Annotated in this window: 26 protein-coding genes and 1 pseudogene; 15 read left to right on the forward strand and 12 right to left on the reverse strand. The window is 73.5% G+C overall.

Annotated features, from left to right (window positions below; translation table 11 throughout):
- Together ABD323_RS28210 and ABD323_RS28215 are read left to right on the forward strand one after the other, a co-directional pair.
- Positions 1 to 638 (forward strand): cytochrome P450 (locus ABD323_RS28210; protein WP_344444800.1); only part of this gene is annotated, 638 nt, incomplete at its 5' end.
- A gap of 70 nt (positions 639 to 708) precedes the next feature.
- Positions 709 to 1,035 (forward strand): hypothetical protein, encoded by a 327-nt coding sequence (locus tag ABD323_RS28215; RefSeq protein WP_344444801.1) that lies wholly within the window; start codon positions 709 to 711, stop codon positions 1,033 to 1,035.
- A gap of 91 nt (positions 1,036 to 1,126) precedes the next feature.
- Here the strand turns inward: ABD323_RS28215 and ABD323_RS28220 are convergent, their stop codons facing one another.
- Both ABD323_RS28220 and ABD323_RS28225 read right to left on the reverse strand, forming a co-directional pair.
- The gene (locus ABD323_RS28220) at positions 1,127 to 2,605 is read right to left on the reverse strand and encodes an SMI1/KNR4 family protein (RefSeq protein WP_344444802.1); all 1,479 of its coding nucleotides are present in this window, start codon (positions 2,603 to 2,605) and stop codon (positions 1,127 to 1,129) included.
- Positions 2,606 to 2,720: 115 nt separating this feature from the next.
- Positions 2,721 to 2,891: pseudogene (locus ABD323_RS28225) on the reverse strand (SDR family oxidoreductase); the annotation flags it as partial.
- 83 nt (positions 2,892 to 2,974) lie between these two features.
- Here ABD323_RS28225 and ABD323_RS28230 point away from each other — a divergent pair.
- Positions 2,975 to 3,325 (forward strand): winged helix-turn-helix transcriptional regulator, encoded by a 351-nt coding sequence (locus ABD323_RS28230; RefSeq protein WP_344444803.1) that lies wholly within the window; start codon positions 2,975 to 2,977, stop codon positions 3,323 to 3,325.
- A gap of 96 nt (positions 3,326 to 3,421) precedes the next feature.
- Here the strand turns inward: ABD323_RS28230 and ABD323_RS28235 are convergent, their stop codons facing one another.
- Positions 3,422 to 3,862 carry a nuclear transport factor 2 family protein gene (locus ABD323_RS28235; RefSeq protein ID WP_344444804.1) on the reverse strand — a complete coding sequence of 147 codons (441 nt, stop codon included), beginning with the start codon at positions 3,860 to 3,862 and terminating at the stop codon, positions 3,422 to 3,424.
- Between the two features lie 122 nt (positions 3,863 to 3,984).
- Between ABD323_RS28235 and ABD323_RS28240 the strand changes: the two genes are divergently transcribed.
- Positions 3,985 to 4,557, forward strand: a complete 573-nt coding sequence (locus ABD323_RS28240) for a TetR/AcrR family transcriptional regulator (protein WP_344444805.1) — start codon at positions 3,985 to 3,987, stop codon at positions 4,555 to 4,557.
- Between the two features lie 142 nt (positions 4,558 to 4,699).
- Here ABD323_RS28240 and ABD323_RS28245 read toward each other — a convergent pair whose 3' ends face one another.
- Entirely contained in the window at positions 4,700 to 5,419 is a 720-nt protein-coding gene (locus ABD323_RS28245) for an iron-containing redox enzyme family protein (protein WP_344444806.1), read from the reverse strand.
- A gap of 377 nt (positions 5,420 to 5,796) precedes the next feature.
- Here ABD323_RS28245 and ABD323_RS28250 point away from each other — a divergent pair, with 377 nt between their 5' ends.
- The 5 genes from ABD323_RS28250 (at position 5,797) to ABD323_RS28270 (ending at position 9,849) form a co-directional block, all read left to right on the forward strand.
- The gene (locus ABD323_RS28250; protein WP_344444807.1) at positions 5,797 to 6,699 is read left to right on the forward strand and encodes a hypothetical protein; all 903 of its coding nucleotides are present in this window, start codon (positions 5,797 to 5,799) and stop codon (positions 6,697 to 6,699) included.
- A gap of 178 nt (positions 6,700 to 6,877) precedes the next feature.
- Positions 6,878 to 7,720: an MBL fold metallo-hydrolase gene (locus ABD323_RS28255; protein ID WP_344444808.1), complete on the forward strand. Its 843-nt coding sequence runs from the start codon at positions 6,878 to 6,880 to the stop codon at positions 7,718 to 7,720.
- A gap of 496 nt (positions 7,721 to 8,216) precedes the next feature.
- Positions 8,217 to 8,867 (forward strand): RNA polymerase sigma factor, encoded by a 651-nt coding sequence (locus ABD323_RS28260; RefSeq protein WP_344444809.1) that lies wholly within the window; start codon positions 8,217 to 8,219, stop codon positions 8,865 to 8,867.
- Entirely contained in the window at positions 8,867 to 9,571 is a 705-nt protein-coding gene (locus ABD323_RS28265) for a hypothetical protein (RefSeq protein ID WP_344444810.1), read from the forward strand. Before ABD323_RS28260 ends, ABD323_RS28265 begins: the two co-directional genes overlap by 1 nt.
- A 101-nt stretch (positions 9,572 to 9,672) precedes the next feature.
- Entirely contained in the window at positions 9,673 to 9,849 is a 177-nt protein-coding gene (locus ABD323_RS28270) for a hypothetical protein (protein ID WP_344444811.1), read from the forward strand.
- Positions 9,850 to 9,924: 75 nt separating this feature from the next.
- On the opposite strand, the gene ABD323_RS28275 is transcribed toward ABD323_RS28270, so the two are convergent.
- A complete protein-coding gene (locus tag ABD323_RS28275) occupies positions 9,925 to 10,434 on the reverse strand; it encodes an ATP-binding protein (RefSeq protein ID WP_344444812.1) in 510 nt (169 codons plus the stop codon).
- A gap of 238 nt (positions 10,435 to 10,672) precedes the next feature.
- Here ABD323_RS28275 and ABD323_RS28280 point away from each other — a divergent pair, with 238 nt between their 5' ends.
- The 5 genes from ABD323_RS28280 (at position 10,673) to ABD323_RS28300 (ending at position 15,755) form a co-directional block, all read left to right on the forward strand.
- Entirely contained in the window at positions 10,673 to 10,945 is a 273-nt protein-coding gene (locus ABD323_RS28280; protein WP_344444813.1) for a DUF6225 family protein, read from the forward strand.
- A 171-nt stretch (positions 10,946 to 11,116) separates the two neighbouring features.
- Positions 11,117 to 12,175: a phosphatidylinositol-specific phospholipase C domain-containing protein gene (locus ABD323_RS28285; protein WP_344444814.1), complete on the forward strand. Its 1,059-nt coding sequence runs from the start codon at positions 11,117 to 11,119 to the stop codon at positions 12,173 to 12,175.
- A 543-nt stretch (positions 12,176 to 12,718) separates the two neighbouring features.
- Positions 12,719 to 13,333, forward strand: a complete 615-nt coding sequence (locus ABD323_RS28290) for a hypothetical protein (RefSeq protein WP_344444815.1) — start codon at positions 12,719 to 12,721, stop codon at positions 13,331 to 13,333.
- 131 nt (positions 13,334 to 13,464) lie between these two features.
- Positions 13,465 to 14,643, forward strand: a complete 1,179-nt coding sequence (locus ABD323_RS28295) for a right-handed parallel beta-helix repeat-containing protein (protein ID WP_344444817.1) — start codon at positions 13,465 to 13,467, stop codon at positions 14,641 to 14,643.
- Between the two features lie 20 nt (positions 14,644 to 14,663).
- Positions 14,664 to 15,755, forward strand: a complete 1,092-nt coding sequence (locus ABD323_RS28300; RefSeq protein WP_344444818.1) for a methyltransferase — start codon at positions 14,664 to 14,666, stop codon at positions 15,753 to 15,755.
- Between the two features lie 226 nt (positions 15,756 to 15,981).
- Here the strand turns inward: ABD323_RS28300 and ABD323_RS28305 are convergent, their stop codons facing one another.
- The 7 genes from ABD323_RS28305 to ABD323_RS28335 form a co-directional block, all read right to left on the reverse strand.
- Positions 15,982 to 16,305, reverse strand: a complete 324-nt coding sequence (locus tag ABD323_RS28305; protein WP_344444819.1) for a TcmI family type II polyketide cyclase — start codon at positions 16,303 to 16,305, stop codon at positions 15,982 to 15,984.
- A 104-nt stretch (positions 16,306 to 16,409) separates the two neighbouring features.
- Positions 16,410 to 16,886, reverse strand: coding sequence for an SRPBCC family protein (locus tag ABD323_RS28310; RefSeq protein ID WP_344444820.1), 477 nt, complete (start codon positions 16,884 to 16,886; stop codon positions 16,410 to 16,412).
- 1 nt (position 16,887) lies between these two features.
- Positions 16,888 to 17,145: an acyl carrier protein gene (locus ABD323_RS28315; protein ID WP_344444821.1), complete on the reverse strand. Its 258-nt coding sequence runs from the start codon at positions 17,143 to 17,145 to the stop codon at positions 16,888 to 16,890.
- A 69-nt stretch (positions 17,146 to 17,214) separates the two neighbouring features.
- Positions 17,215 to 18,471: a beta-ketoacyl synthase N-terminal-like domain-containing protein gene (locus ABD323_RS28320; protein WP_344444822.1), complete on the reverse strand. Its 1,257-nt coding sequence runs from the start codon at positions 18,469 to 18,471 to the stop codon at positions 17,215 to 17,217.
- On the reverse strand, positions 18,468 to 19,736 hold the full coding sequence (locus tag ABD323_RS28325; protein ID WP_344444823.1) for a beta-ketoacyl-[acyl-carrier-protein] synthase family protein: 1,269 nt from the start codon (positions 19,734 to 19,736) through the stop codon (positions 18,468 to 18,470). The genes ABD323_RS28320 and ABD323_RS28325 overlap by 4 nt, the downstream gene beginning before the upstream one ends.
- On the reverse strand, positions 19,733 to 20,134 hold the full coding sequence (locus tag ABD323_RS28330; RefSeq protein ID WP_344444824.1) for a cupin domain-containing protein: 402 nt from the start codon (positions 20,132 to 20,134) through the stop codon (positions 19,733 to 19,735). The genes ABD323_RS28325 and ABD323_RS28330 overlap by 4 nt, the downstream gene beginning before the upstream one ends.
- A gap of 61 nt (positions 20,135 to 20,195) precedes the next feature.
- Positions 20,196 to 21,377: a SchA/CurD-like domain-containing protein gene (locus ABD323_RS28335; protein WP_344444825.1), complete on the reverse strand. Its 1,182-nt coding sequence runs from the start codon at positions 21,375 to 21,377 to the stop codon at positions 20,196 to 20,198.
- A gap of 209 nt (positions 21,378 to 21,586) precedes the next feature.
- On the opposite strand from ABD323_RS28335, the gene ABD323_RS28340 reads away from it, so the two are divergent.
- Positions 21,587 to 23,230, forward strand: coding sequence for an FAD-dependent oxidoreductase (locus ABD323_RS28340; RefSeq protein ID WP_344444827.1), 1,644 nt, complete (start codon positions 21,587 to 21,589; stop codon positions 23,228 to 23,230).
- The last annotated feature ends 10 nt before the right edge of the window (positions 23,231 to 23,240 follow it).

Here is a 23,240-nt window from a genome sequence, read left to right on the forward strand (position 1 = left end):
GCCCCGACCCGAGGGTGGCGGCGGTCGGCGTCCTCGCCGAGGCGCTGGGGCTGGTGGAGCCCGACGCCGTCGCGCGGGCGATCGCCGTGGTCGCGGGCCGGTACTTCGGCGGGAACGACCCGGCGGCCGACGCCGCGGCCGACGCGGCGGTGGCCTGGCTGCCGCAGGGCGTGGCCGGGCCGGATGGCGAGCGGGGCGGTGGGCCGCAGGTCGGGCCGGAGCGGGCCGCCAACCGGATCGGCCTGCTGGTGCAGGCGTGCGACGCCACCGGCGCCCTGGTCGAGAACGCCCGCCGCCACCCGGCGGGCCCCGGGGATGCGCTGGCGGAGACCGTGCGCCACGACCCGCCGGTCCTGGTGATGCGCCGGGTCGCGGCGAGCGAGGTCCGGGTCGGCGGGGTCGCGATCGCCCGCGGTGACCTGGTGGTCCTGGACGTGGCGGCGGCCAACCGCGATCCGGAGGTGTTCACGGACCCGGACGCCTTCGACCCCGACCGCTCCGGCCCCCGGTCGCTGACCTTCGGCGCCGGCCCGCGCGTCTGCCCCGGACGCGCCCACGCGCTCGCGCTGGCCGCGGGCCTGCTCGACCGGGACCACCGGGCCGAGACCCAGGCCGACCGTCCTGCCGGGCGATATTGACGTGGCCTCAGCTTGCCTGCATCTTCATCTCAGAGCTATCCACATCAGCTGATCAGCTAAGGGGTGGAACATGGCGCTACCGAAGAAGCTCACCGGGATCCTCGTGGCCGCACTGGTCCTCGGCGGTTCCGGGGCCGCCCAGCTCGCCGCAGCCGCCCCGGCTGCCGCCTATCCGCCCTGCTACCTCGCCGCGGACGGCGACAACGGCGGTGAGGCCCTCTGCATGGACGTCCCCGCCTACCGGGTGGTCCTCAGCTGCACCCACGACGGCGCGCCGTACGCCGTCCACGGCCCGATCGGCGGCTACGGCGACGAGTCCGACGCCGTCTGCAACGACGGTGACACGCTGGCGAACCTGACGACCCCGCGCCTCTCGGTCAGCTGGGAAGGGCTGTAGCGACCCCCGGCCTCGGATGCCGGGTCCCTGACACCCGCTCAGGAACCCGGCACACGGCAGGGGCCCCGAGCACGCCCCTGGCGAGAGACCTTCAGACCCGATAGGTGAACCGGCCGAGGTAGTGCAGCGAGCTCCCGTGCGGGTCGGTGACCACGTTGGGAGCGAAGACACAGATCGCGGCATCGGCCGGCTCGGTCGACTCCACCTGGGGCAGCCACTGGTCGGCGTACGAGGCCCCTCGCAGGAGCACCCGGGGGGCGACCGGGACCAGGTTTCCCTCGTCCCGGGCATGCATGGCCTCGACGCACATCGGTTCGAGCTCGGCCATGCCGACCTCTGCCATGAAGACGGACGGCTCCGCGTCCCCGTTCTGCGACCACCGCTCATCGACGTGGTCGCGGATGTCCTCGACCGAGGAGAACCTGCCACGCGAGAGGAACACCTGCACCACGCCGGTTTCCGTCCCCCGACGGTTCTCGCCCACCGCTGAGGCGCCTTCTCCTGCCACGGTGGCGAGTTCGTCCAGCAGTGCGGCGACGGCGGCGTCGGTGAACCGATGGCCGTCCGCGGTCTCGGCGATGCGGCCCGAGGCGATGCGGGAGCTCCACCACTCGTCCAGGCAGGCCCTGGCGCATCCGCCGGTGCGGAAGCCGTACGGCTCGGATGCGGGGGAGAAGCCGACGATCATGAGCGCGTAGTTCGGCGGCTTGGAGGAACGCTCGTGGTGGGGAGGTGTCCTGACGTACTGCTCGAAGGAGCGGACCTGGTTGAAGCTGGTGAACAGCCAGAAGAGGTAGTCGTACATCAGCGTGGAGCGCGCGTCGGCGTGCAGGGCGAAGAGCCCCTTGTCGTGGACGACCGCCTCGGCGAGCGTCCGCAGGCGCCGGTCCGCGTCGGGCAGGACGTCCGCGACCTCGCGGAAGGCCCGCAGCAGGATCGGGGAGAAGCTGCCCTCGCGCACCATGGCCAGCTCGGCGAGCCGGTCCTGCTCCGAGGTGTCGTAGACCGACTCGTCGACCAGGCCCGTGACGAACGCCTCGAAGTTCTCCGCGACCGGGGTGATCGCGAAGTCGTTCTCCTGGTCGACGTGCACCACGGTCGGCTCGCCGTGACGGCCGCACGCGCGGTAGTCGAGGGCGAGCATGTCGTGGCCGGCCGAGGGCGTGTCGGCGAAGTAGACACCGATGTCGGGGTACTCCCACAGGTCGATCCAGAACAGGCTGCCGAACTCGCCGCCGAGCGACTGCGACCGGGTCCGCCCGATGCCCCGGATGCCGGTGATCTCGACGTGGTCCTCGGCCCAGGACGTCGCCTCGGGCACGGGGAAGCAGGTCCGGGTCGGAGTGCCGCCGTTGTGCGCGGTCATGAGCGCGACGTAGGAGTCGGGCAGCCGGTACCCGCCGAGCTCCTCCTCCAGCGCCGCGATCAACTCCCGCGAGGGCGGGGCCTGCTCCACGTACTCCTCCAGGGCGTACGCCGAGTCGTCCCAGAATCCGGCGACGTCGAAGCCCTCGAAGTGTCCCACCGCACCCTCCCGCACCTGTTCGTCCCGCGATTGTACGTTCGACACCCGGGTGTGGATCGCGGTCGCCGAACGGACGGGACGTCAGCGCATGCCACGAGGCGAGGATGACGTCCCCGGTGATCCAGCGCGCGTCGTCGGAGGCCAGGAAGGCCACCAGCGGGCCGTAGTCGTCGGGGGTCCCCGTACGGCCCAGCGGGGTGCCGGCGATCGCCTGTGCCTCCTGAGCCGAGCCGGGGAATCCCATGGCCCGGGTGCCCTCGGTGTCCGACGGTCCGGGCATGATCGCGTTGACCCGGATGCCGCGCGGGCCCAGCTCCTTGGCCGCCACCACGGTGAACGCGTTGACGGCGCTCTACGGCCGCCCGACTCCTGGCCCACGACACCTTCGACCAGAAGTGCGCGCTCGGGCCGATCATGGACCAGACGACAAGCCGCTGGGCGACACTGATCATCTCGGCCCTCATCGCCGGCCCGCACCGCTTCGCGCACCTGCACCAACGAGTCGGTGGCATCAGCCAGAAGATGCTGTCGCAGAACCTCAAGGCACTGGCCCGGGCAGGCCGCACCACCCGCGTAACGGGCCGCTCCCACGGGCCGGTTCGGGAGCGTCCTGCGGCAGTACCAGCCGCCCGAGCCGCAGAGCAAGAGGTCCCGTGCACCGTCGGCGACCCGGGGCGCGGTGGCCGGGACGGAGGCGAAGTCGGCGGGTGCGACGCTACGGGCACAGCACACCAGCCGAGTTGGACCGGAACGGACGGTGCCTGACGGCGCGTACGTCGGCGTCCCGGCCCGTCCGGTCCAGGTCGGGTGGCCTGCCGCCGGTCATGCATCGACCGGGGGCCCGGAGGCTCCGCGGTCGCGCTACTCGCCGCCCAGGGCCGCCACCAGCTGCGGCAGGTCGCCGCCCGCCACGGCGAGGGCCAGGTGGTCGTGGAAGTCCCGGCTGCTGACGATCCGGCCGTCGCGGACCCGCAGTACCTGGATGTTGGCGACCTCGAAGTCCCGCCCGGTCGCCCGGTGGTGCACCTGGTAGTCCCACTCGGCGACGACCACCTCCGGGTCGTCGGTCTCCCGGATCACCACGTTCGTGGCGGTCAGCTCCACGGGCATCTGCGCGGAGATCTCCGCGAACCGAGCCTCGAGCGCGGCCCGCCCCTCGAAGCGGCGCGGTCCGACCGGTGCGAAGACGGTCTCCACCACGGCGTCCTCGGCGTACAGCTCGCCCAGCTGCGACAGTCGGCCCGCGGTGATGCCCTCGATCAGCTTCTGGAAGACCTCGCGCGGCGTCGGTGTTTCGGACATGATCAACCCCCGGTCTGATCCGTCACTAGAATCGGACTAGCGACTCAGGTTTTCGACGATACGGACTACCGACTCCGGTTGTCCAGTGCGGCTCTGCCGTCGGCGGGGAAGGATCAAGAGGGATGAGCGGCACACCGGAACGTCCGTTGCGCGCGGATGCGGCCCGCAACCGGGCCAGGCTGCTGGACGTCGCCACGGAGGTGTTCACCACCCGCGGTGTGGGTGTGCCGACCGAGGAGATCGCCCGGGCCGCCGGCGTCGGGGTCGGCACGCTCTTCCGGCACTTCCCGACCAAGGAGGCGCTGCTGGAGGCGGTGATGGCGCGCCGTCTGGAGACGATCGCCGCCCGCAGTGCGCAGCTGGCCGCCGAGGCCGAACCCGCCGACGCCTTCTTCGGTTGCTTCCGCCTGGTGATCGACCGGTCGGCGGGCAAGAACGAGTTCGCCCAGGCGCTCGCCGCGGCCGGCGTGGACGCCCATGCGGCCCTGCGGGAGTCGAGCGAGGCGATCCGCGCGCAGCTGGCCGAGCTGCTGGCCGGGGCGCAGCGGGCCGGGGCGGTCCGCCCGGAGCTGGGTCTGCCGGAACTGATCGCCCTGCTGGTCGGCACCAGTGCGACGATGGAGCACCTCGGAGCCGACCCGGCGGCCCGGGAGCGGATCTTCGAGGTGCTCTTCGACGGGCTGAGGCCGCGCTGATCCGGCGGGGAGCGACCGGCCGCGCCCCCGGGCCCGGTCATCGAGCGGCACAACCGCGGGCGGTGCGGGCCGAGTTCCCCCGGCGCGGGCCCACCGGCTGACGCGCGCCGGGGGCCCGGTCGGCGACCCCGCCGGCCTGGGACTACGCCGGGGCGTTCAGCGGGTTCCAGCGCGGCGCCGTGATGTCGATCGGCGCGGTGTGGCTGTCGAAGACGCCGTAGGCCTCGTCGAGCAGGATCTCCATGCCGCGCTGGCCGAGGGCGACGCCGAACCGCAGGTCGGCCAGGTCGCACGGCGGCAGGGCCGCGACCGCCTCGTAGAGGGCGGCCACGTGGTGGTCGTCGACCTCGATGTGCAGGTCGAAGAAGTTGGTGGTCAGACCCGGGAAGTGGTGGGTGAGCGCGCGCTTGGCCGCCGTGTAGGTGATCGGCGTCATCGCCTCGTTGACCAGCATGTAGCCGACCGACCGGCCCAGGTTGCGCGACTTCGAGACGTTGAAGGCCAGACTCAGCGCCACCGTGATACCGGGCCGCTCGGCGTACTCGTCGAATTCACCGCGCGGAACTCCGAGGGTGTCGAGCAGGTGCAGGTAATGCAGGAAGTGCGCGTGGTCGGGGTCGCCGGATCCGAGTTCGTCGTCCAGGTTCTCCTGGAGGATCTCCCGGATCTCCTCCTGCTTCGTCCAGGCCAGCAACTCCCGCAGGATCCACGGGAAACTGCGGCTCTCGCGTCCCGCGCAGAAGACCCAGCGCTTGGCGTTCGCGAGCGGGAGCGTGCCGTCGAGCGCGGACGTGACCAGGGGGTGGGCCCGTACCTTCTCGAGCGCCTCTTCCACCTGGTCCTTGATCTGCTGCGCGTCCATGGGCGCTCCTTCGGGAAATGGCGGGAACGGAGTCCGGTCCTTGCCGTTGGGAGTCTGGTAATGGCGGAACGGCGGGACAAGAGTGACGAAGCTCACCTCGCCCGGGGTTTGGCGGGCACCCCGGCCCTGCTGTCATGTCCATGCAGATCAGCAGGTCAGATGCCACCTCGACGAGCGACGTTACCTGACGGTAGTCGCGCTGTCACCGACGAGATTGGCGCGATCGAGGCGACGCCTTTCGGACCTCGTCCGATAGTCCGATCGGTCGGCTTGCGGTGGTCCGCGGGCTGCCGCACCCGGCGCGCGGGGATGCTTCGCGCCAGAGCACCCGTCGATCAGAGCATCCGACGATCAGAGCACCCGACGAAAGGATCCCCATGCCGGACTACCTGTGGAGCCGAGCGGCGAGAGCCGTGGCCGTGTCCGCCCTCGCGTTCGCGACGACCGTCGCCGCGGTGGGCGCGGCCGGAGCCACCTCGCCCGAGGACCACCCGTTCGAGGTGAGCGTGGGCGCCTCGGGCATCCAGGCCCCGGAGACCGGCGTGGGCGGCCTGGTCAGCTTCCGGATCAGGACCGACGACCCGAACGGTCGCCAGCTGCAGCTCCTGCGCCCGCACGCCGGGGTGACGTTCGACCAGGTGCTGCACGACCTCGCGGACGCGGTCAGCACGAAGCCCGCCACCGCCGCCGTGGGGGCCAAGGCCGTCCGGGGCGAGGCCGACGCCCTGGGCGGCGCGCTGGTCACCCCGCAGGTCCACGAGCAGTTCACCGAGGAGGTGGCCCCCGGCGCGGTCTACCTGCTCGACCTCACCGCCTTCCGGGCCGACCCCGCGCACCCGGTCAGCAAGCGGCTCGACCTGGCCGGCACCAACGGGCAGGCGGCCAACCAGGCCCGCTACCCCGACGGCGCGGTGCTGCAGCGCGACACCTCCGCCGGCCCGCGGTTCCGGACCGACACCGTCGACCACGCCCACCTGGCGTACCTGGTGCACAACGAGTCGAGCCAGCTCCACGAGATGCAGCTGCGCCCGGTCGCCGCCGACACCACCGACGCCCAGCTGCAGAACTACTTCGCGGCCACCGCGCTGGGCCTGCCGGCCCAGTCGCCGTTCACCGGCCCGGCCACCGGCTTCGGGGCCATCTCGCCCGAGCACGGCGCCCTGGTGCAGGCCCACGGCCTGCTGCCCGGGCGCTACGCGCTGCTCTGCCTGCTCCCCGACGAGCAGTTCGGCCTCACGAACGCCGCGCTGGGCATGCACCAGATCGTCACCCTGCAGTGAGCGCGACCGCCTGACCCCGCCGCCCCCGCTCCACCCCTCCCGGCCTCGGGCGCGCCGCCCCCACCCCCACGGGGGCGGCGCGCCCGAGGCCGGGAGCACTGGACGCCGGGCGCCCCCGCCCGGCACAGTGGCCCAGCCGGTCGACCGTCGCCGGCAGCCACGCCCCGAGGGAGGCGGCATGACCGTCCACCACCTGGACTGCGCCTGCATGTGCCCGTTCGGCGGGCGGCTGCTGCTCGGCAGCGGCGGCCTGCTGACGGGACGGATGGTGGGCCACTGCCTGCTGGTGGAGAGCGAGCAGGGCCTGATCCTGGTGGACACCGGGCTCGGCACCGGCGACCTGGCCGACCCGCGCCGGCTGGGCCGCACCTTCCACGCGGCGGCGCGTCCCCGGCTGACGCCGGAGCGGACCGCGCTGCACCAGGTGCGCGCCCTGGGCCACCGCGCCGAGGACGTGCGCCACATCGTGCTGACCCACCTGGACGTCGACCACGCCGGCGGCCTCGGTGACTTCCCGCAGGCCCAGGTGCACGTACTCGCCGAGGAGTTGCGGGCCGCCCGGGCCCGCGCGACCCGCGGCGAGCGGGACCGCTACCGTCCCGCCCAGTGGGCCCACGGCCCGCGCTGGGTCGAACACACCGTGGACGGCGACTCCTGGTTCGGCTTCCAGGCGGTACGGCCGCCGGTGCCCGCGCTCGCGGACCTCCTGCTGGTGCCGCTGCCCGGCCACACCCGGGGCCACAGCGCGGTCGCGGTGCGGCAGGGCGAGCGCTGGCTGCTGCACTGCGGGGACGCCTACTTCTCGCACCGCGAGGTCCGGCCCACCGGCGCCGACTGCCCGCCGGGTCTGCGCGCCTTCCAGCGCCTGGTGGCCACCGACAACCGCACCCGGCTGGCGAACCAGGAGCGGCTGCGCGAGCTGCGCCGCGAGCACGGTGACGAGGTCCGGCTGCTCTGCGCCCACGACCCCGCGGACTTCGACCGCCTGCGGGTCGAACAGGCGACCACAGCGGCGAACTGACCGCCCGCCCGTCCCATCGATGCAACGTCCGGCCTTGCGGGCTCTGTGAGTTGAGTCACCGTCCGCGGCCCGGGCGGGCCCTGCCGCCGGCCGCGGCGCCGCCGCCGGTCCGTCCGCCCGGTGGGCCCGTCCGGTCAGGCGGGCGTTGGTCCGTGCGTGGACGACTACCGGACGGTAGGGCGATCGCGGTCGCGCCGCCCGGTCTTGGACGGGTTGCCGACAGCCGGCCGACGGACGATCTCCGGTGATTTCAGAGCCTGTTGGGATGAGTGTGCGGCGTTCGAAGTCGCTTAGCTGGATGCACGAGGCAGATCGCCTCCGGCGGGGTGTCAGGCCCCGCGTGAGCTAAGCGAGGCGAGTTGAACACCATCTGTGGCGGTCGGGCGCGGCAGCAGAGCGGCGGGGTCGGTGCGATCGGTGCCCGGTCCGGGCCCTGCGGCTGCGCCGGTCCGCACGGACCCGACGGGGTGAGCGTACCGAGCGGGGAGGTCGCGGCATGAGCGGCGAGATCTTCTCCACCGGTACGGGACCGGACGCCTGGTGCGACTGGGAGGCGCCGCCGTGGAAGACCTACCACGGCGTGGCCCTGCCGATCGAGTTCGAGGCGTTCTACCTGGCGCAGAGCGACACCTACCTGCAGTACGCGGAGATCGAGCTCGGCGACAGCGGGGCGGCCTGGGAGCTGACCACCGACGTCTTCCTCTACATCCTGGTGACCTGGGACGACATGCTCACCGAGCGGAATTTCATGGAGGCCGCCTGGGACGTGCTGCGGGTCGCGGTGGCCTACGAGAAGCGCCGCCAGCTGCGCCCCGACGGCGCCCCCTCGTTCTTCTGGAAGATGACCTTCGGTCACGCCATGGTCAGCAGCCGGCAGGCCCTCAGCCGGGAACCCGACGAACTGCGCCAGGCGATAGCCCAGTTGCCGCCCCGCCAGTTCGACGTGATCGTGCTGAAGCACTTCATGGAACGAAGCCGCGAGGACATCGCCTGGCTGCTCGGCATCAAACCGGTGACGGTGGACCACCACCACCGGCGGGCCCAGGCCACCCTGCGCGGCGCCCTGGGCATGCCCCCGCTGCCCGGCGCCAAGCGCGCCCCCCGCTCCCGCGCCAACTGCGCCCACGACACGGAGGAGACAGCGTGATGGACACCGAACTCGACGCGATGCTGGCGGTGGCCGCGCCCCGGCGCGGGCCGCGCGCCGACCAGGCCGAGGGGCTGCGCCGGCTGTCCGTCGACTACGCGGCCTTCCGGGCCGGCACCTTCAGCCAGCCCGGCTGGTGGGAGGCGAAGGCGAACGCCGGCACCAAGCTCGACTCGCTGGCGCGCTGGGTCATCAACCAGCCCGGTGCGGCCGACCAGATCGCGGCGCTGGCCGCCGCGGAGGGACCTTCCGTGGCGACCGAGGGAGCGCGGGTCTTCGGCTGTCTGCTGCTGCTCACCGGGCACCCGTTGAGCGCCAAGTTCTGGTGGAAGTACGCGGCCGGTGACGGCGACCGCACCGCCGCCTACTGCCTCTACCTGCGCGAGTTGCACCACGGCGAACTCGGCGAGGCCCAGGCCTGGTTCGAGCAGGCCACGGTGGAGCGCGAGCCGTCGGGGCAGGCGGTGCCCGCCAGCCTGCCGCCGGTCGAGAACTACTACACGCTGCTCTCGCTCTTCACCAAGAACGCCGACATCTACGGCAGCACCGCGGCCCGCCCCGACGCCGACCTGCTGGTCGCGGTCGAGCGGCTGGTCTCCTGCGGGGACCACGACGAGGACAGCGCCGACCACGACGGCATCGCCTGCCGGCCGGACCAGCGCCTGGCCGACACCCTGTCGGCCTTCACCAGCCGCTCGGCCTGAGCGGTGGGGTGCCCGGCTCGCCCGCGGCCGTCCGACGCCCGCCGGGGCGGGGCCGGGGCCCCCCACCGGGTACCCCGTCCCGCCGCTTCCCAGGAGGCCCGTTGTCCGCCCCCCTGACCACCCTGCTCGACACCGGTCTGCTCGGTGCCGCCTTCGGCGTCTGGTACGCCCTCGCCATCACCGTGGTCGCGCTCGCGGCCGTCGCCGCCCGCACCCCCGAGCGCCGCCGGGACGCCCGCGAGGTGCTCAAGGTGCTGGTGCGCCGCGACGGCCGCTGAGGCCGGCCGGCCCCGGGCCCTGCCGGGTGGTGTCCCGGTCCTGTCCGGGCGGACCGGTGCGCCGGTCCGCCCGGTTCAGCCGACCACGGCCACGTCGGCCCAGACCAGGTGCACGGGAGGCAGCCGGATGGTGCCCCACGCGTCACTCAGGGCCTCGACCAGCAGCAGGCCGCCGCCGGGTCTCGGTGGGTCGTCCGCCTGCGGGGACCACCCCAACCACCCCGACAACCCCTCCGGCTCCCCCCGCCGCGCCGCCCCCGCGGACCAGCCGGCCCGCACCGCGTCGGCGTCGAAACCGGGCCCGCAGTCCACGACCACCAGCCGCGCCAGCTCCTCGCCGTCCGGGCCGGTGAGCAGGTGCAGGTTGGCCCAGAACGGCGGGCGGCCGTGCCGCAGCGCGTTGCCGGCCAGCTCACCGCCGACCGCGGTGAGCCGGGGCGCCGCGGCCGCCAGTTGCCAGCGCGCGAGCTGGCCGCTGAGGCAGGCGTGCACCGTCCGCGCGGCGCTCGCGCCGGCCGGCAGCGACCAGAGCTGCGACTCCGCGTGGCACCGCCGGTAGGGCTGCCACGCGGACACCTCGGACATCGTTCCTCCTCTTTCGCCTCCCTCAGGGGATACGCAGCCGATCGCCTCGCGGATCGGTCGAGCCGCTGAATTTTTCCGCCGCCCGGCCTCGCGACCCGGCCTCGCCCGCCCGGTCGACCCTCGTCGGAGGGTGCCCGATAGGGTGCCCGGTGCCGCGGCGGCCCGCCGTGCGCGGGGGCGCCGCCCGATCGGCGCGCACGCCGTCAGCGCTGGTGGCGGGGGAGCAGGGGGTGCGCGGATGGACCTCGACGAGCTCGACTTCACCTTCGAGGGGCCGGCCTGGACCGTCGGCGAGCTGCGCCGGGCGTTGCTGGGCCTGCCCGACGACCTGCCGGTGATCGTGCTCGCCGAGTACGAACCCGGTCAGGCCGACGACTACGTGGTCGTCGAGGGCATGCGGCCGGGCGAGGCCGGGACGGAGGCGGGCGAGGACGGCCTGCTGCTGCTCTGCCGGACCCGCGAGCTCGACGAGGACGCCTCCCACGACGAGGACGCCTCCCACGACGCGTGACCGCTCTCACGACGCGTCACCCCTTCCCTCACGAGTGACCCCCGCGGCGACCGCACCCTTGTCCGATCGCCGCGCTTTCGCCATGCTCACGTCGGCCCGGATTCATCGGGCGGGCCGAGAATCCCCCTCGGTCTGACATGCCGTCACCCCGACACGAGCTGAGGTACTTCCATGACATTCGCCCGGGTCCGCTCGCTGCTCACCGCCGCCGTCCTGGTGGCGCCCGTGGCCCTGCTGGCATCCGCCGGCGGCGCGCGGGCGGACGCGACCGACGCGCTCTCGCTGGCCGGCGCCACCACGGTCGGCGTGCACAACACCTACGACCAGGCCGCCTACCCCTACCTGGCGCAGGCGCTGGACGCCGGCAGCTCGCTGATCGAACTCGACACCTGGGTCAACGTGTTCACCCACAAGTGGAACGTCAGTCACAGCAACCCGCTGGGCAGCAACAACAACTGCGTGCAGGCCAAGGCCCCCGCCGACCTCTACACCGGCAACCGCAGCCAGAACCTGGACAGTTGCCTGGACGACCTGCGGGTCTGGCTGACCGCCCACCCGGGTCACCCGCCGGTGATGCTGAAGCTGGAGATGAAGAACGGCTTCGACGCGACGATCGGGATGAGCCCGGCCGTCCTGGACGGCTACATCGCCCAGCACCTGGGCGGCCTCGTCTACAAGCCCGCCGACCTGCTCCGCAAGGCGGACGGCAGCAGCTACCCGGACCTGGACACCGCCGCCCGTGCGGGCAACTGGCCGACCCGATCCCAGCTGGCCGGCAAGGTGGTCATCGAGGCGATTCCCGGCACGTTCGAGCAGGCGAACCCCTTCGACCACCTGTGGACCGACACCGAGTACGCCCAGCACCTGCGCGACCTGGCCGCCGCCGGCTCGCTCGGCAGCGCGCAGATCTTCCCCAGCGTGCTCGGCGCCCAGGCCGGCGACCCGCGCACCCGCTACGCCGACGCCGGCCTGCGGCCGTGGTTCGTGGTCTTCGACGGTGACGCCTCGACCTACCTGAGCGGCTCCGACACCGCCTGGTACGACCGCAACCACTACCTGGTGGTCGCCACCGACGCGCAGAACGTGGCGCCGGCCATCGACGACACCAACCCGACCCCGGCGCAGGCCTCCGCCCGGGTGGCCCAACTCGCCGCCGGGCACGCCAGCTTCGTCACCTCGGACTGGCGCTCGCTGACCACCGTGCTGCCCGAGGTGCTGCCCCGCGGCTGACGGGGCCGCCCCCCGGGGCGAACAGACCGCTCCCCCCCCGAGCAAACGGGCCGACTCCCCCCCGAAGAAGGGGGCGGAGTCGGTCCGTTCCGATGTCCGCCCACCGCCCGCCGATCTCGCCGTACGAGCCGGTAACGTCACGGTGAAGTGCCGGGAAATAACGATTCACCACGGGGGCTTTCTGCCGTCGGATGATCGGCCTAGGCTGCGCGCGTGTCGATATTTCGAAGGCTTCGAAGCTCAGCTCCGCGTCTGGTTCCCGAACTCGACGACATCCAGCTCGGAAAGGTGCGCAGGCAGCTCGACACCCCTCCCACGCCCGGCCTGACGGAAATTCAGGTCGACCAGGTCGAACGGGTCATCCGGGAGGCCGGTACGGACTGGGACCGGCGCGCACACCGCTTTTCGGTTCTGGCCGCCGCCGCGGCCCATTCCGGCTTGGCGCGTTCCTGGCGATCGCGCCGCGAGCAGAATGCCGACGCGCTGATTTTCGAGGCCTGGGTCGAGTGGATTCGCGGCCGTTCCAGCGGGCAGCCGGGTGATGTGCGGCCGACCGTCGAGCGCTGCCGGCGCGCGGCCGAGCTGGCCCCGAACGACCCGACGCCGTGGGTGGTCCTGCTCGGCGTGCTGCGGATGGTGCGCTCGGGCTCGCAGGAGGTCTTCCAGGTCTGGCACGAGGTGGTGGCCCGGGACGCCTGGCACCGCGAGGCGCACCTGCAGATGCTGGGCTACCTGTCGCCCGAGGAGTGCGGATCGCACCGGGAGGTGCTCGACTTCGTCGACGCCGTGCGCTCCGGCATCCCCGCGACGGCGCCGGCCATCGGTGTGGAGCTGACCGCGATGGTCGAGCACCACCACCGGCTGGTGGCGCGCGGTGGCGTCGACGGGCTGATGGCCCGCCGGCAGTGGACCAACGCCCGTGCGGCGGGCGCGCTGGAGCGGGCGGTGACCGGCTGGACCGAGCCCGGTCGGCTGCAGCACGCCGCGGCCCTGGCCGACCTCAACCTGCTGGCGCACGCGCTGGTGCTGGCCAACCGGCTGCCGGAGGCCGGCGAGGCGTTCCGCGCCATCGGCTCGACCGTCACCCCCTGGCCGTGGGGCCTGGAGGGGGATCCGCTGGACCGTTTCGGCTACTGGCAGGGTCAGGCGCTGCGCTGAGCCGAGCCGTCCTCCCTGGGCCGGGGCCGCCGTAGCCGGGCCGACGCGGCGTGGGGGCGGGGGCGGCCGTGGCGGACGCAGGGTGATTCCCCGGTGGCGGACGGTGATGGCCGCCAGTAGTTTTGGGACTCATGTCCGTACGAACTTCCGCGGGTCCGGCCGCCGGACCCCTCGCACGCCCCTCCGCCGGTCCGGCCCGCACCCTGGCCGGGGCCGCCGCCGCCCTGCTGCTCGGGCTCACCGTCACCGCTCCCGCCCACGCCGACGTCGGCGCGGGCACCCATGCCGCGGCCCGTGTCGGCGCGGTTCACCTGGTCGGCCCCGGCGAGTCGATCCAGCAGGCCGTCGACCGGGCCGCCCCCGGCGACACCGTGCTGATCCCGCCCGGCACCTACCACGGCAGCGTCCAGATCTCCGTCCCCGGCCTGACCCTGCGCGGTCTGGGCCCGCAGACCGTGATCAGCGGCCAGGGCACGTCCAGCCCCCAGACCGCCGACGCCGCCGCGGCCCCCGACAGCGCCGCGGCCGCCTGCGCCCAGGCGGGCCACGGCATCTGCGTCACCGGCACCGCCGGCCACCGCCTCGCCGACGTGACCATCGAGGCGCTCACCGTCTCCGGCTTCGCCAAGAACGGGATCTCCGCGACGGAGACCGACCGGATGACGGTGCGTCAGGTGCTCGTCCGGGACAACGGCCAGGAGGGCATCAGCCAGGAGCGCTCCACCCGGGGCCGCTTCCAGGGCAACGAGGCGCTGCGCAACGGCGAGGCCGGGATCTTCCTGGCCAACTTCGTCGACGTCGACGGCGGTGCGACCGACACCGACGGCGCACTGGTGGCCGACAACCATCTGGCCGACAACCGGATCGGCGTGGTGCTGCGCCGCCTGCGCAACCTCTCCGTCGAGCGCAACGACATCACCGGGAACTGCACCGGCGTCTTCGTGGTGGGCGACGAGAACGTCCCGCGCGGCGGCGACCTGGACGTGCGCCTCAACCGGGTGAACGCCAACAACCGCTACTGCCCGTCCAACGGCAAGCTGCCCTTCCTCCAGGGCAGCGGCATCGTGCTGACCGGCGTCGAGCAGACCCGGGTGACGGGCAACGAGGTCGTCGGCAACACCGGCGCCGCGCCGATGTCCGGCGGCATCGTGCTCTTCCGCAGCTTCGTCGGCGGGCCGAGCACGGACAACACCATCAGCCGCAACGTCCTGCGGGACAACGGGCCCGCCGACCTCGCGGACCGTGACACCGGAAGCAACACGTTCGCCGGCAACCAGTGCCGGACCTCCGAGCCCGCGGGCCGGTGCTGACCCCATCGAGGGAGAACCGCATGACCACCGTACAGACCGACAACCAACCGACCGACCCGGCGACCGGCCTGGCGGCCGACCTGTCGACGGGCGCCCCGACCGGTCCGCAGGCGGCCTTCCGGCTGCGGGAGCTCGTCTTCGGTGCGGCCGGCGCCGCCGCGGTGCGGGCGGCGGCACGGCTGCGGGTCGCGGACGCGCTCGGCGACGCGCCGATGGCGATCGAGGACCTCTCCGCCGCCCTGGGCACCGAGCCCCAGCCGCTCTCGCGGCTGCTGCGCGCGCTCTCCTGCTACGGGGTCTTCACCGAGACCGCCGACGGCCGCTACGCGCACACCGAGATGTCCCGCCTGCTGCGCGAGGACACCCCCGGCAGCCTGCGCTACATCGCGCTGTGGTGCACCGAGCCGTGGACCTGGGCGGCCTGGCCCCGGCTGGACGACGCGGTGCGCTCGGGCACGCACGTCTTCGCCGAGCTCTTCGGCAAGGACTTCTTCACCTACCTGCACGCCGACGCGGGGGACTCGGCCCGGGTCTTCGACCAGGCGATGACCACCTCCAGCCGCCAGTCGGCCCACGACATCGCCGAGTTCCTCGACCTCAGCGGGGTCTCCTCGGTGGTGGACATCGGCGGCGGCCAGGGGCACGTGCTGGCCAGCCTGCTGGAGAAGCACCCCGAGCTCACCGGTGTCCTGCTGGACCTGCCCACGGTGGTCGCCAACGCCGACCCGCGGCTGCGCGAGGGCGGGGCGCTGGCCGACCGGGTGCGGCTGATGCCGGGCGACTGCCGCGACGCGGTCCCGGTGCAGGCCGACATGTACATCATCAAGAACATCCTGGAGTGGGACGACGACAGCACCCGCCGCACCCTGCGCAACGTGGTGGCGGCCGGCCGTCCCGGCGCCCGGGTGCTGGTCATCGAGAACCTGGTGGACGACAGCCCCTCGATGCGCTTCACCACGGCGATGGACCTGCTGCTGCTGCTCAACGTCGGTGGCGCCAAGCACTCCAAGGACAGCCTGGCGGGCCTGATGACCGAGGCCGGGCTGGAGCTCGGTGAGATCCGGCCGGTCAACTCCTACCTGCACGCCTTCGACAGCACGGTGGGGCACTGACCCGTCCCGGTCGGCCCGTCCGGCGCGGGCGGCAGGGGAGTGGGGCGGGACCGCGACGGCGGCCCCGCCCCACTCCCCTGCCGCCCGCGCCCGGTGCTCGCGCACGTTCGCCCGCGGGCATGGTCGAGCCCGGTGACCGGGTCGGGCACCGGGCGCTCCACCTGCGGGTGGTCGGTCCTCGGCTGGGAGCGGGCCGTCGCACGGCGAGAGCCCGCCCCGGGTCAGGTCAGCCGCGCTCCCACCGGTAGAACTCGCGGGCCATCGCGTCCTTGGGCTCGCGCCAGGTCGCCGGGTCGTAGGCCTCGACGTAGCTGGCGAGCCGTTCGCTGACGCCGCGGAACTCCGGGTGGCCGGTCAGCTTGGCCACCTGCGGTCCGGGCGGGCTGTCGGCCTCGATCAGGTGCAGGTAGAGGTCGCCGAACTGGAACAGGCTCCGGCCGGTCACCCCGATCAGGCGGGGCAGCTCACCGCGGTCGGAGTCCGCGAAGGTCTCGGCGATCAGCGGTGCGGTGTCGGGTTTCATCCGGGCGACGATCAACGCGCGGTGCATGGGGCGGTCCCTTCGGGCGGTGGGGCGGTGCGGTGTCGGACGGGCGGGTGACGCCGGGGCGGGCCGGCCCTGCGGTCGCAGGTCGGCCCGGCCGGCTTCGCGGGTCAGCGCGGCAGGCCGCCCTGACCGCGCTCGCGGGCGTGCTGCTCGACCTTGTCGCGGATCAGGGCCATCTGGACCTTGGAGTTGCGGTTGATGTGCTCGGTCATCGCGGCGTCGTCGACCGGCGCGGTGGGCTTCATCGCGAAGTCCTGGATCCAGCGCATCGAGGTGCCGCCGTCCACGTCCTGGTACTCCCAGCGGATGTCCATGTGGTCGAACGGGCCGGTCTCGACCCGGCGGGCCAGCACCGTGCCGCGCGCCTTGTCGGTCTCCCGCTCGGAGACCCAGCTCCACACCGTCCCGTTCTCGTCGGGGTGCATGGTCAGCCGGAACTTGGTCCGCTCGCCCTGGCGCTCCAGCACCTCGACGGTGGCGTACTCGCTGAAGAGCTGGGGCCAGCTCTCCAGGTCGTTGGTGAGGTCCCAGGTGAGTTCGAGCGGGGCGGCGATCAGGATCGTGTTGTCGGTGTGTCCGGACATCTCAGGCTCCCGTGGTGAGTTGGGCGTTGACCAGGGTCAGGAAGTCGGTCGGGGTCTTGCAGCGCTCCGGCTCGTTGTCGATGGCGTGGCCGTAGCGGTTCTCCAGTTCGGCGACGATGCCGAGCAGGCCGAGCGAGTCGAGGCCGTACTCCTCGAAGGGCACGTCGGGTGCCTCGGCCAGGAGCGCGGGGTCGACGGTCAGGCCCGCGCGGGCCTTCATCAGGATCGCGAGCTCTTCGACGGTCACTGGGCCGTTCATGGGGGATCTCCTCGGGTCGGGGGCGGCGAGGGGGTTCGCCGCCGGCGCAGTCGGGGGTGGGGGAGGGCGTCAGAGCCGGTCGTCGCCGGCCCGGCGCAGCAGCAGCGCGGAGTTGCAGCCCATCAGGCCGCGGCTGAGCACCAGCGCGGTGCGCAGTTCGGCCCGCCGGGCCCGGCCCGTGACCAGGTCCAGGTCGTGGCGGACCTCGGTGATGTTGGGCGTGGGGGGCACCACGCCGTGCTCCAGCGCGAGCATCGCGATGGAGACGTCCAGCGCCGAGGCGGCCGAGTAGGCGCGCCCGAAGCCGGTCTTGGGGGCCGTCACCGGGACCTCCGCGGCGCGCCGGCCGAGCGCGTCGGCGATCGCCAGCGCCTCGGCCTGGTCGGCGGCGGGGATGCCGAGCGCGTCGGCGAAGACCACGTCGACGTCGCGCGGAGAGCAGTTCGCCTCCTCGAGCGCGCCCTGGATGGCCCGGGCCAGCCCGTGCCGGGACTTCTCCCAGCCGGCGGTACCGGTGAAGGTCGCGCAGTGGCCGGCGACCACGGCGCGCACCCAGGCCCCGCGCCTGCGGGCCGCGGTCTCCTCCTCGACCACGAACATCGCGCCGCCCTCGGCGGGCACGAATCCGCAGGCGTCCTCGGTGAACGGCAGGTAGGCGCGGCGCGGGTCACCGGCCAGGCTCAACTCGGGGTAGCCGAGCTGGCAGACCACCGAGTACGGCGCCAGCGGTGCCTCGGTGGCGCCGGCGATGACCACGTCCGTGCCGCGCCGGATGGTGCGGCAGGCCTGCGCGAAGACGTCCAGGCCGCCGGCCTCGTCGTTGGCCAGCACCCCGCAGGGCCCGCGGAAGCCGCCGCGGATCGAGATCTGGCCGGTGCTGGCCGCGTAGAACCAGGCGATCGACTGGTAGGGGCCCACGAAGTGCGGTCCCTGGCCCCAGAGTTGCTGGAGCTCGCCCTGGCCGAACTCGCCACCGCCGGAGCCCGCCGCGGTCACCACGCCGACGCCGAAGGGCGCCTGCTGGGCGGCGTCCAGATGGGCGTCGTCCAGGGCGAGTTCGGCGGCGGCCATGGCGAAGTGGGTGAACCGGTCGGTCTGGACCAGGTAGCGGTCCTCGATCACGCCGGCCGGGTCGAAGCCGCGCACCTCGCCGGCCACCCGCAGCGGCAGGTGGGTGCAGCCCTCGCGGGTGACCGGGCCGAGCACCGCGGTGCCCTGCTGCACCGCCTTCCAGAACGGCCCGGTGCCGACCCCGTTGGGGGCCACCACGCCCAGGCCGGTCACCACCGCCTGCCGGCCGGTGCGTTCGGTCCTGCGTCGACTCATCCCGATCTCCCCTCAGCGCTGGCGAGCACGACGGCGGACTGGAACCCGCCGAAGCCGCTGCCCACCGAGAGCACGTTGCGCAGGGCCGCGGACCGGGCGGTGCGCGGCACGTAGTCCAGGTCGCACTCCGGGTCCGGGCTCTGGTAGTTGGCGGTGGGCGGCACCACCTTGTTGGCCAGCGCCAGGGCGCAGGCGGCCAGTTCGATGGCACCGATGGCGCCCAGCGAGTGGCCCACCATCGACTTGATCGAGCTCATCGGCACCGCGTAGGCGTGCTGGCCCAGCGAGCGCTTGACGGCCGCGGTCTCGTGCCGGTCGTTCTGCTTGGTGCCCGAGCCGTGCGCGTTGACGTAGTCGACGTCGGTGGGATCGAGGCGGGCCTGCGCCAGCGCCCGGTCGATCGCCTCCGACATCTCGCGGCCCTCGGCGGTCAGGCCCGTCATGTGGTACGCGTTGCCGAAGGTCGCGAAGCCGCGGATCTCGCAGTAGATCCGTGCCCCGCGGGCCCGGGCGTGCTCCCACTCCTCCAGCACCAGCACCGCGGCGCCCTCGCCCAGGACGAAGCCGTCCCGCTCGGCGTCGAAGGGGCGCGAGGCGTGCGCGGGGTCGTCGTTGCGGGTGGAGGTGGCCTTGATCGCGTCGAAGCAGGCCACCGTGATCGGCGAGATCGGCGAGTCCGCGGCGCCCGCCACGATCACGTCCGCCCGGCCCTCCTCGATCAGGTGGAAGGCGTGGCCGACCGCGTCGAGCCCCGAGGTGCAGCCGGTCGAGACGGTCTGCACCGGGCCCTGCGCGCCGACCTGTTCGGCGACCTCGGAGGCCAGCGCACTGGGCGAGAAGGCCCGGTGCAGGTGCGGTCCGGCACCCTTGTGGTCCACGTCCCAGCGCGCACCCGAGGCGCTGACCGTCACGTAGTCGTGCTCCAGGCGGGTGGTGCCGCCGACCGCGGAGCCGAGCGAGACGCCGATCCGCCAGGGGTCGGTGGTGGCCAGTTCGAGTCCGCAGTCGCGGATCGCCTCGCCGGCCGCCGCCAGCGCGAACTGCACGTAACGGTCGGCGCGTTCGGCCTGCGCCGGCTCCAGCCCGCAGGCCAGCGCGTCGAAGTCGCACTCGGCGGCGATCCGCGAGCGGAACCCCGCGGGGTCGAAGAGCGTGATGCCCCGGGTCGCCGTGCGCCCGGCGGTCAGCATGTCCCAGAACGCCGGTACGCCTATTCCGCCGGGCGCGACCACGCCCAGCCCGGTGACCGCCACCCGCCGTGTCATGCGGGGGCCCCCGTCTCCTCGGTGTCCACGTGGCCCAGTTCGGGGCGCGGGGCCAGCGGGCCGAGGTGGAAGACCATCCGGGCCTCGCTCGATCCCACGTTGCGGAACCGGTGGCGCATGTCGCGCGGGATCATCAGCCCGTGGTCGGGGCGCAGTTCGTGGGTCACGCCGTCCAGGTCGACCTCCAGCTCCCCGTTGACGACGAACACGAACTCCTCGGAGTACGGGTGGTAGTGCTCGCCGATCCGCTCTCCCGGCTGGATCAGGGCGACCCCCATGAAGCCGCTGGTGGCGCCGACGGTCGTCGGGGTGAGCATGGCGCGCAGGTCGCCGCCGCGCCGGCGGTTGGGCTCGGTGGTGTGCAGCGGCACGATGCGGACGGGCTGGGTGGTGGTCATGGCTTGCTCTTCTCTGGCGGTGACGGCGGTGACGGCGTGAGGGCGGGGGAGCGGGTGCCGCTCAGGAGGCGGGCGCCCGGCGGTCGGTGACGAGGTCCATCGCGCAGCCGTCCAGGAAGTGCGCGATCTCGGCCTCGGTGGCCAGCTCCACGCCCTCGTCCAGGGTCAGGAAGTGGCGCAGCGCCCAGGACTCGCGGCCCGGCACGAAGCCCGCCGCGGCCGAGGGGGCGTCCCGGTAGGGGACCCGCAGGTCGACCATCCGCACCAGCAGGCCCTCGCGCAGGAACATCGTGCTGCGGGCCAGCGGGTGCTCGGGGTCGCCGGCGGCGCGCGCGTCGTGCTGGGCGAGGAGTTCGACGGCGGCCTCGCCGCAGCCCGGGCGCACCTCGTACAGGAACGCGTGCCGGGTGGTGCCCTGGTCGCCCTCCGCCGGTCCGTTGGCGAGGTGTCGCACGGCGGGCAGCGCCGCGCGGGCGAAGAAGGCCCGCGCGGAGCGCGAGTCGGTCAGGTCGCGCTCCTCCTCGAGGTAGGGGTTGACGGCCTCCTCGACGGCGCGCACCTCGGGCTGCACGGCCACGTGCCGCAGCGCGTTGCCCAGGTCGCCGCGGACCTCCACGGCCCGTACCACCCGGTTGCCGCGCATGAAGAGCGAGGTGCGGCAGAGCCGGGTGGTGGGGTCGACCTGGGCCTGCGGGGACTGGTAGTCGGCGAGGATCTTGGCGACCGCGTCCTCGCCGCCGGGCGTGACGGTGAACGTCAGCGCGTGGTGCACGACGCCGCCGGCGGCCAGCGGCGGGGCGGGCAGCGGGTCGGTGCCCTGCTGCTCGACGCCCTGCGGGGGGCCGGCCTGCGGACGGGCGGACGGCTTGGGCGCGCCGCCGCGGCCCGCCGGGGAGTCGGCGTCGGGCGTCTCACGGGCGATCACGAAGCGCAGCGAGTGGGTGTCGCTGACGCAGTCGTGCAGCGGTTCCACCATCTTGCGGTGCGCCGCGCTGTCCACCCAGGTCAGGAACGGTTCCGCGCTCTGCCACTCGCTGGTGATCAGCCACTGCGAGGAGTTGCCGAGCGACTGGCACAACTGGTCGCTGATGTGCCCGGGAACCCCGGCCACCTGGTGACGGATCTGCTCGTAGGCGGCGAGGAAGTTCTGCTCGTGGCCGTCGTGGACGTCGAGCAGCAGCACGACGCGCAGGCGGGGCGGTTCGGTGGTGGTCGTCTGGGGTCGGTCGGACGAGATCGTCACAACACTCGGTCCTCTCACATCTGGCATTCCCCCCGGGTCGCATGCGATCGATGCTTACGCGCCGCAATGCCCGCCGCACGGTACGTGAGTCAGCCGGGTGAACATCGGGCCGTGTGGCGCCCCGGGGCGGGGTCGGCGGGAATGGAGAAGGACCGGCACCAGACCCGGGCCGGTCCCGCGCAGCCGATCCCCTGCTCTGGAGAGAAGCCATGTCCCTGAAGGTCGACGACCGTGTGCCCGTGCTGATCGTGGGTGGGTCCCTGGTGGGGCTTTCCACCTCGCTCTTCCTCGGCCGCCTCGGCGTCCCGCACCTGCTGGTGGAACGCCACCAGCAGACCTCGCACCACCCGCGTGGCCGCGGCAACAACGTGCGCACCATGGAGCTGTACCGCACCGCCGGCGTCGAGGAGGCGATCCGCGAGGCCGCCTCCGTGCTGGCCGAGAACCACGGCATCCTGCAGGCCGGTTCACTGACCGGCGAGGACCAGGAGTGGCTCTTCCGGCAGATCGACCCCGGTGGCGGCCTGGCCCGGCTCAGCCCCTCCGGCTGGTGCCTGTGCAGCCAGAACGACCTGGAACCCGTCCTGCTGCGCAGCGCCCGCGCGCTGGGCGGCGAGCTGAGCTTCGGCACCGAACTGGTCTCCTTCGAGCAGGACGAGGAGGGCGTCACGGCGGTCCTGCGCGACCGGCAGGGCGGGCGGGCGCGCACGGTGCGGGCCGACTACCTGGTGGCCGCCGACGGCCCGCGCAGCCCGGTGCGCGAGCGGCTGGGGATCGGGCGCGGCGGTGCCGGCGACCTGTTCCACAACGTCAGCATCACCTTCCGGGCCGAGCAGCTGGCCGAGGTGGTGGGGGACCGGCGCTTCATCGTCTGCTACCTGAACAACCCGCTGGGCGCCGGCGCGCTGCTGCCGGTGGACAACGAGCGCGAGTGGGTCTTCCACGCGCCGTGGCAGCCGGACCGCGGCGAGACGCTGGAGGACTTCACCGACCAGCGGTGCGCCGAGCTGATCCGGGCCGCCACCGGGGTGCCCGACCTGGCGGTCGAGATCACCGGCAAGGCGCCCTGGCACGCCGCCGAACGGGTGGCCGAGCGCTACGGCCACGGCCGGGTCTTCCTGGCCGGTGACTCCGCGCACGAGATGTCCCCCACCGGCGCGTTCGGCTCCAACACCGGGATCCAGGACGCCCACAACCTGGCCTGGAAGCTCGCCGCGGTGCTGCGCGGCTGGGCCGGGCCCGGACTGCTGGAGACCTACGACGCCGAGCGGCGCCCGGTGGCGCTGGCCACCAGCGCGCGCGCCTCGCAGCGTTCGGCCGAGCACCGCCACCCCGGCTACGACGTCAGCCCCGGCACCGGACGCCAGGCCGGCATGCTGGCGGTGGTGCTGGGCTACCGCTACGCCTCCAGCGCGGTGCCCGGCGCCCAGCCGCCCGGCATCGAGGCGGGCGAGGGCGCGGTCCCGATGGACTTCCGCCCGATCGCCGTCCCGGGCGGGCGCGCCCCGCACCTGTGGCTGAACCGCGCGGGCCGCCGGCTCTCCACGCTGGACCTCTACGAGGAGACACCGGTGCTGCTCAGCGGGCCCCAGGACGGCGCCTGGCACGCGGCCGGCGAGCAGGTCGCCCGCAAGCTCGGGGTGCCGCTCAGCTGCCTGCGGGTGGGCGACGGCGCCGAGCACGACCTGGCGCCCGAGGAGGGCGCGGACTGGGCCGCCCTGCACGGCGTGGGCGCCGACGGCGCGGTGCTGGTGCGCCCCGACGGGTTCGTGGCCTGGCGCTCGGAGCCGGCGGCCGGCGAGCCGGAGCCGGTGCTGGCCGACGTGCTGGGCCGGATGCTCAGCCGGGCCTGACGCCGAGGCG

Origin of the sequence: Kitasatospora nipponensis, assembly GCF_039528135.1 — a bacterium.
Lineage (GTDB): Bacteria > Actinomycetota > Actinomycetes > Streptomycetales > Streptomycetaceae > Kitasatospora > Kitasatospora nipponensis.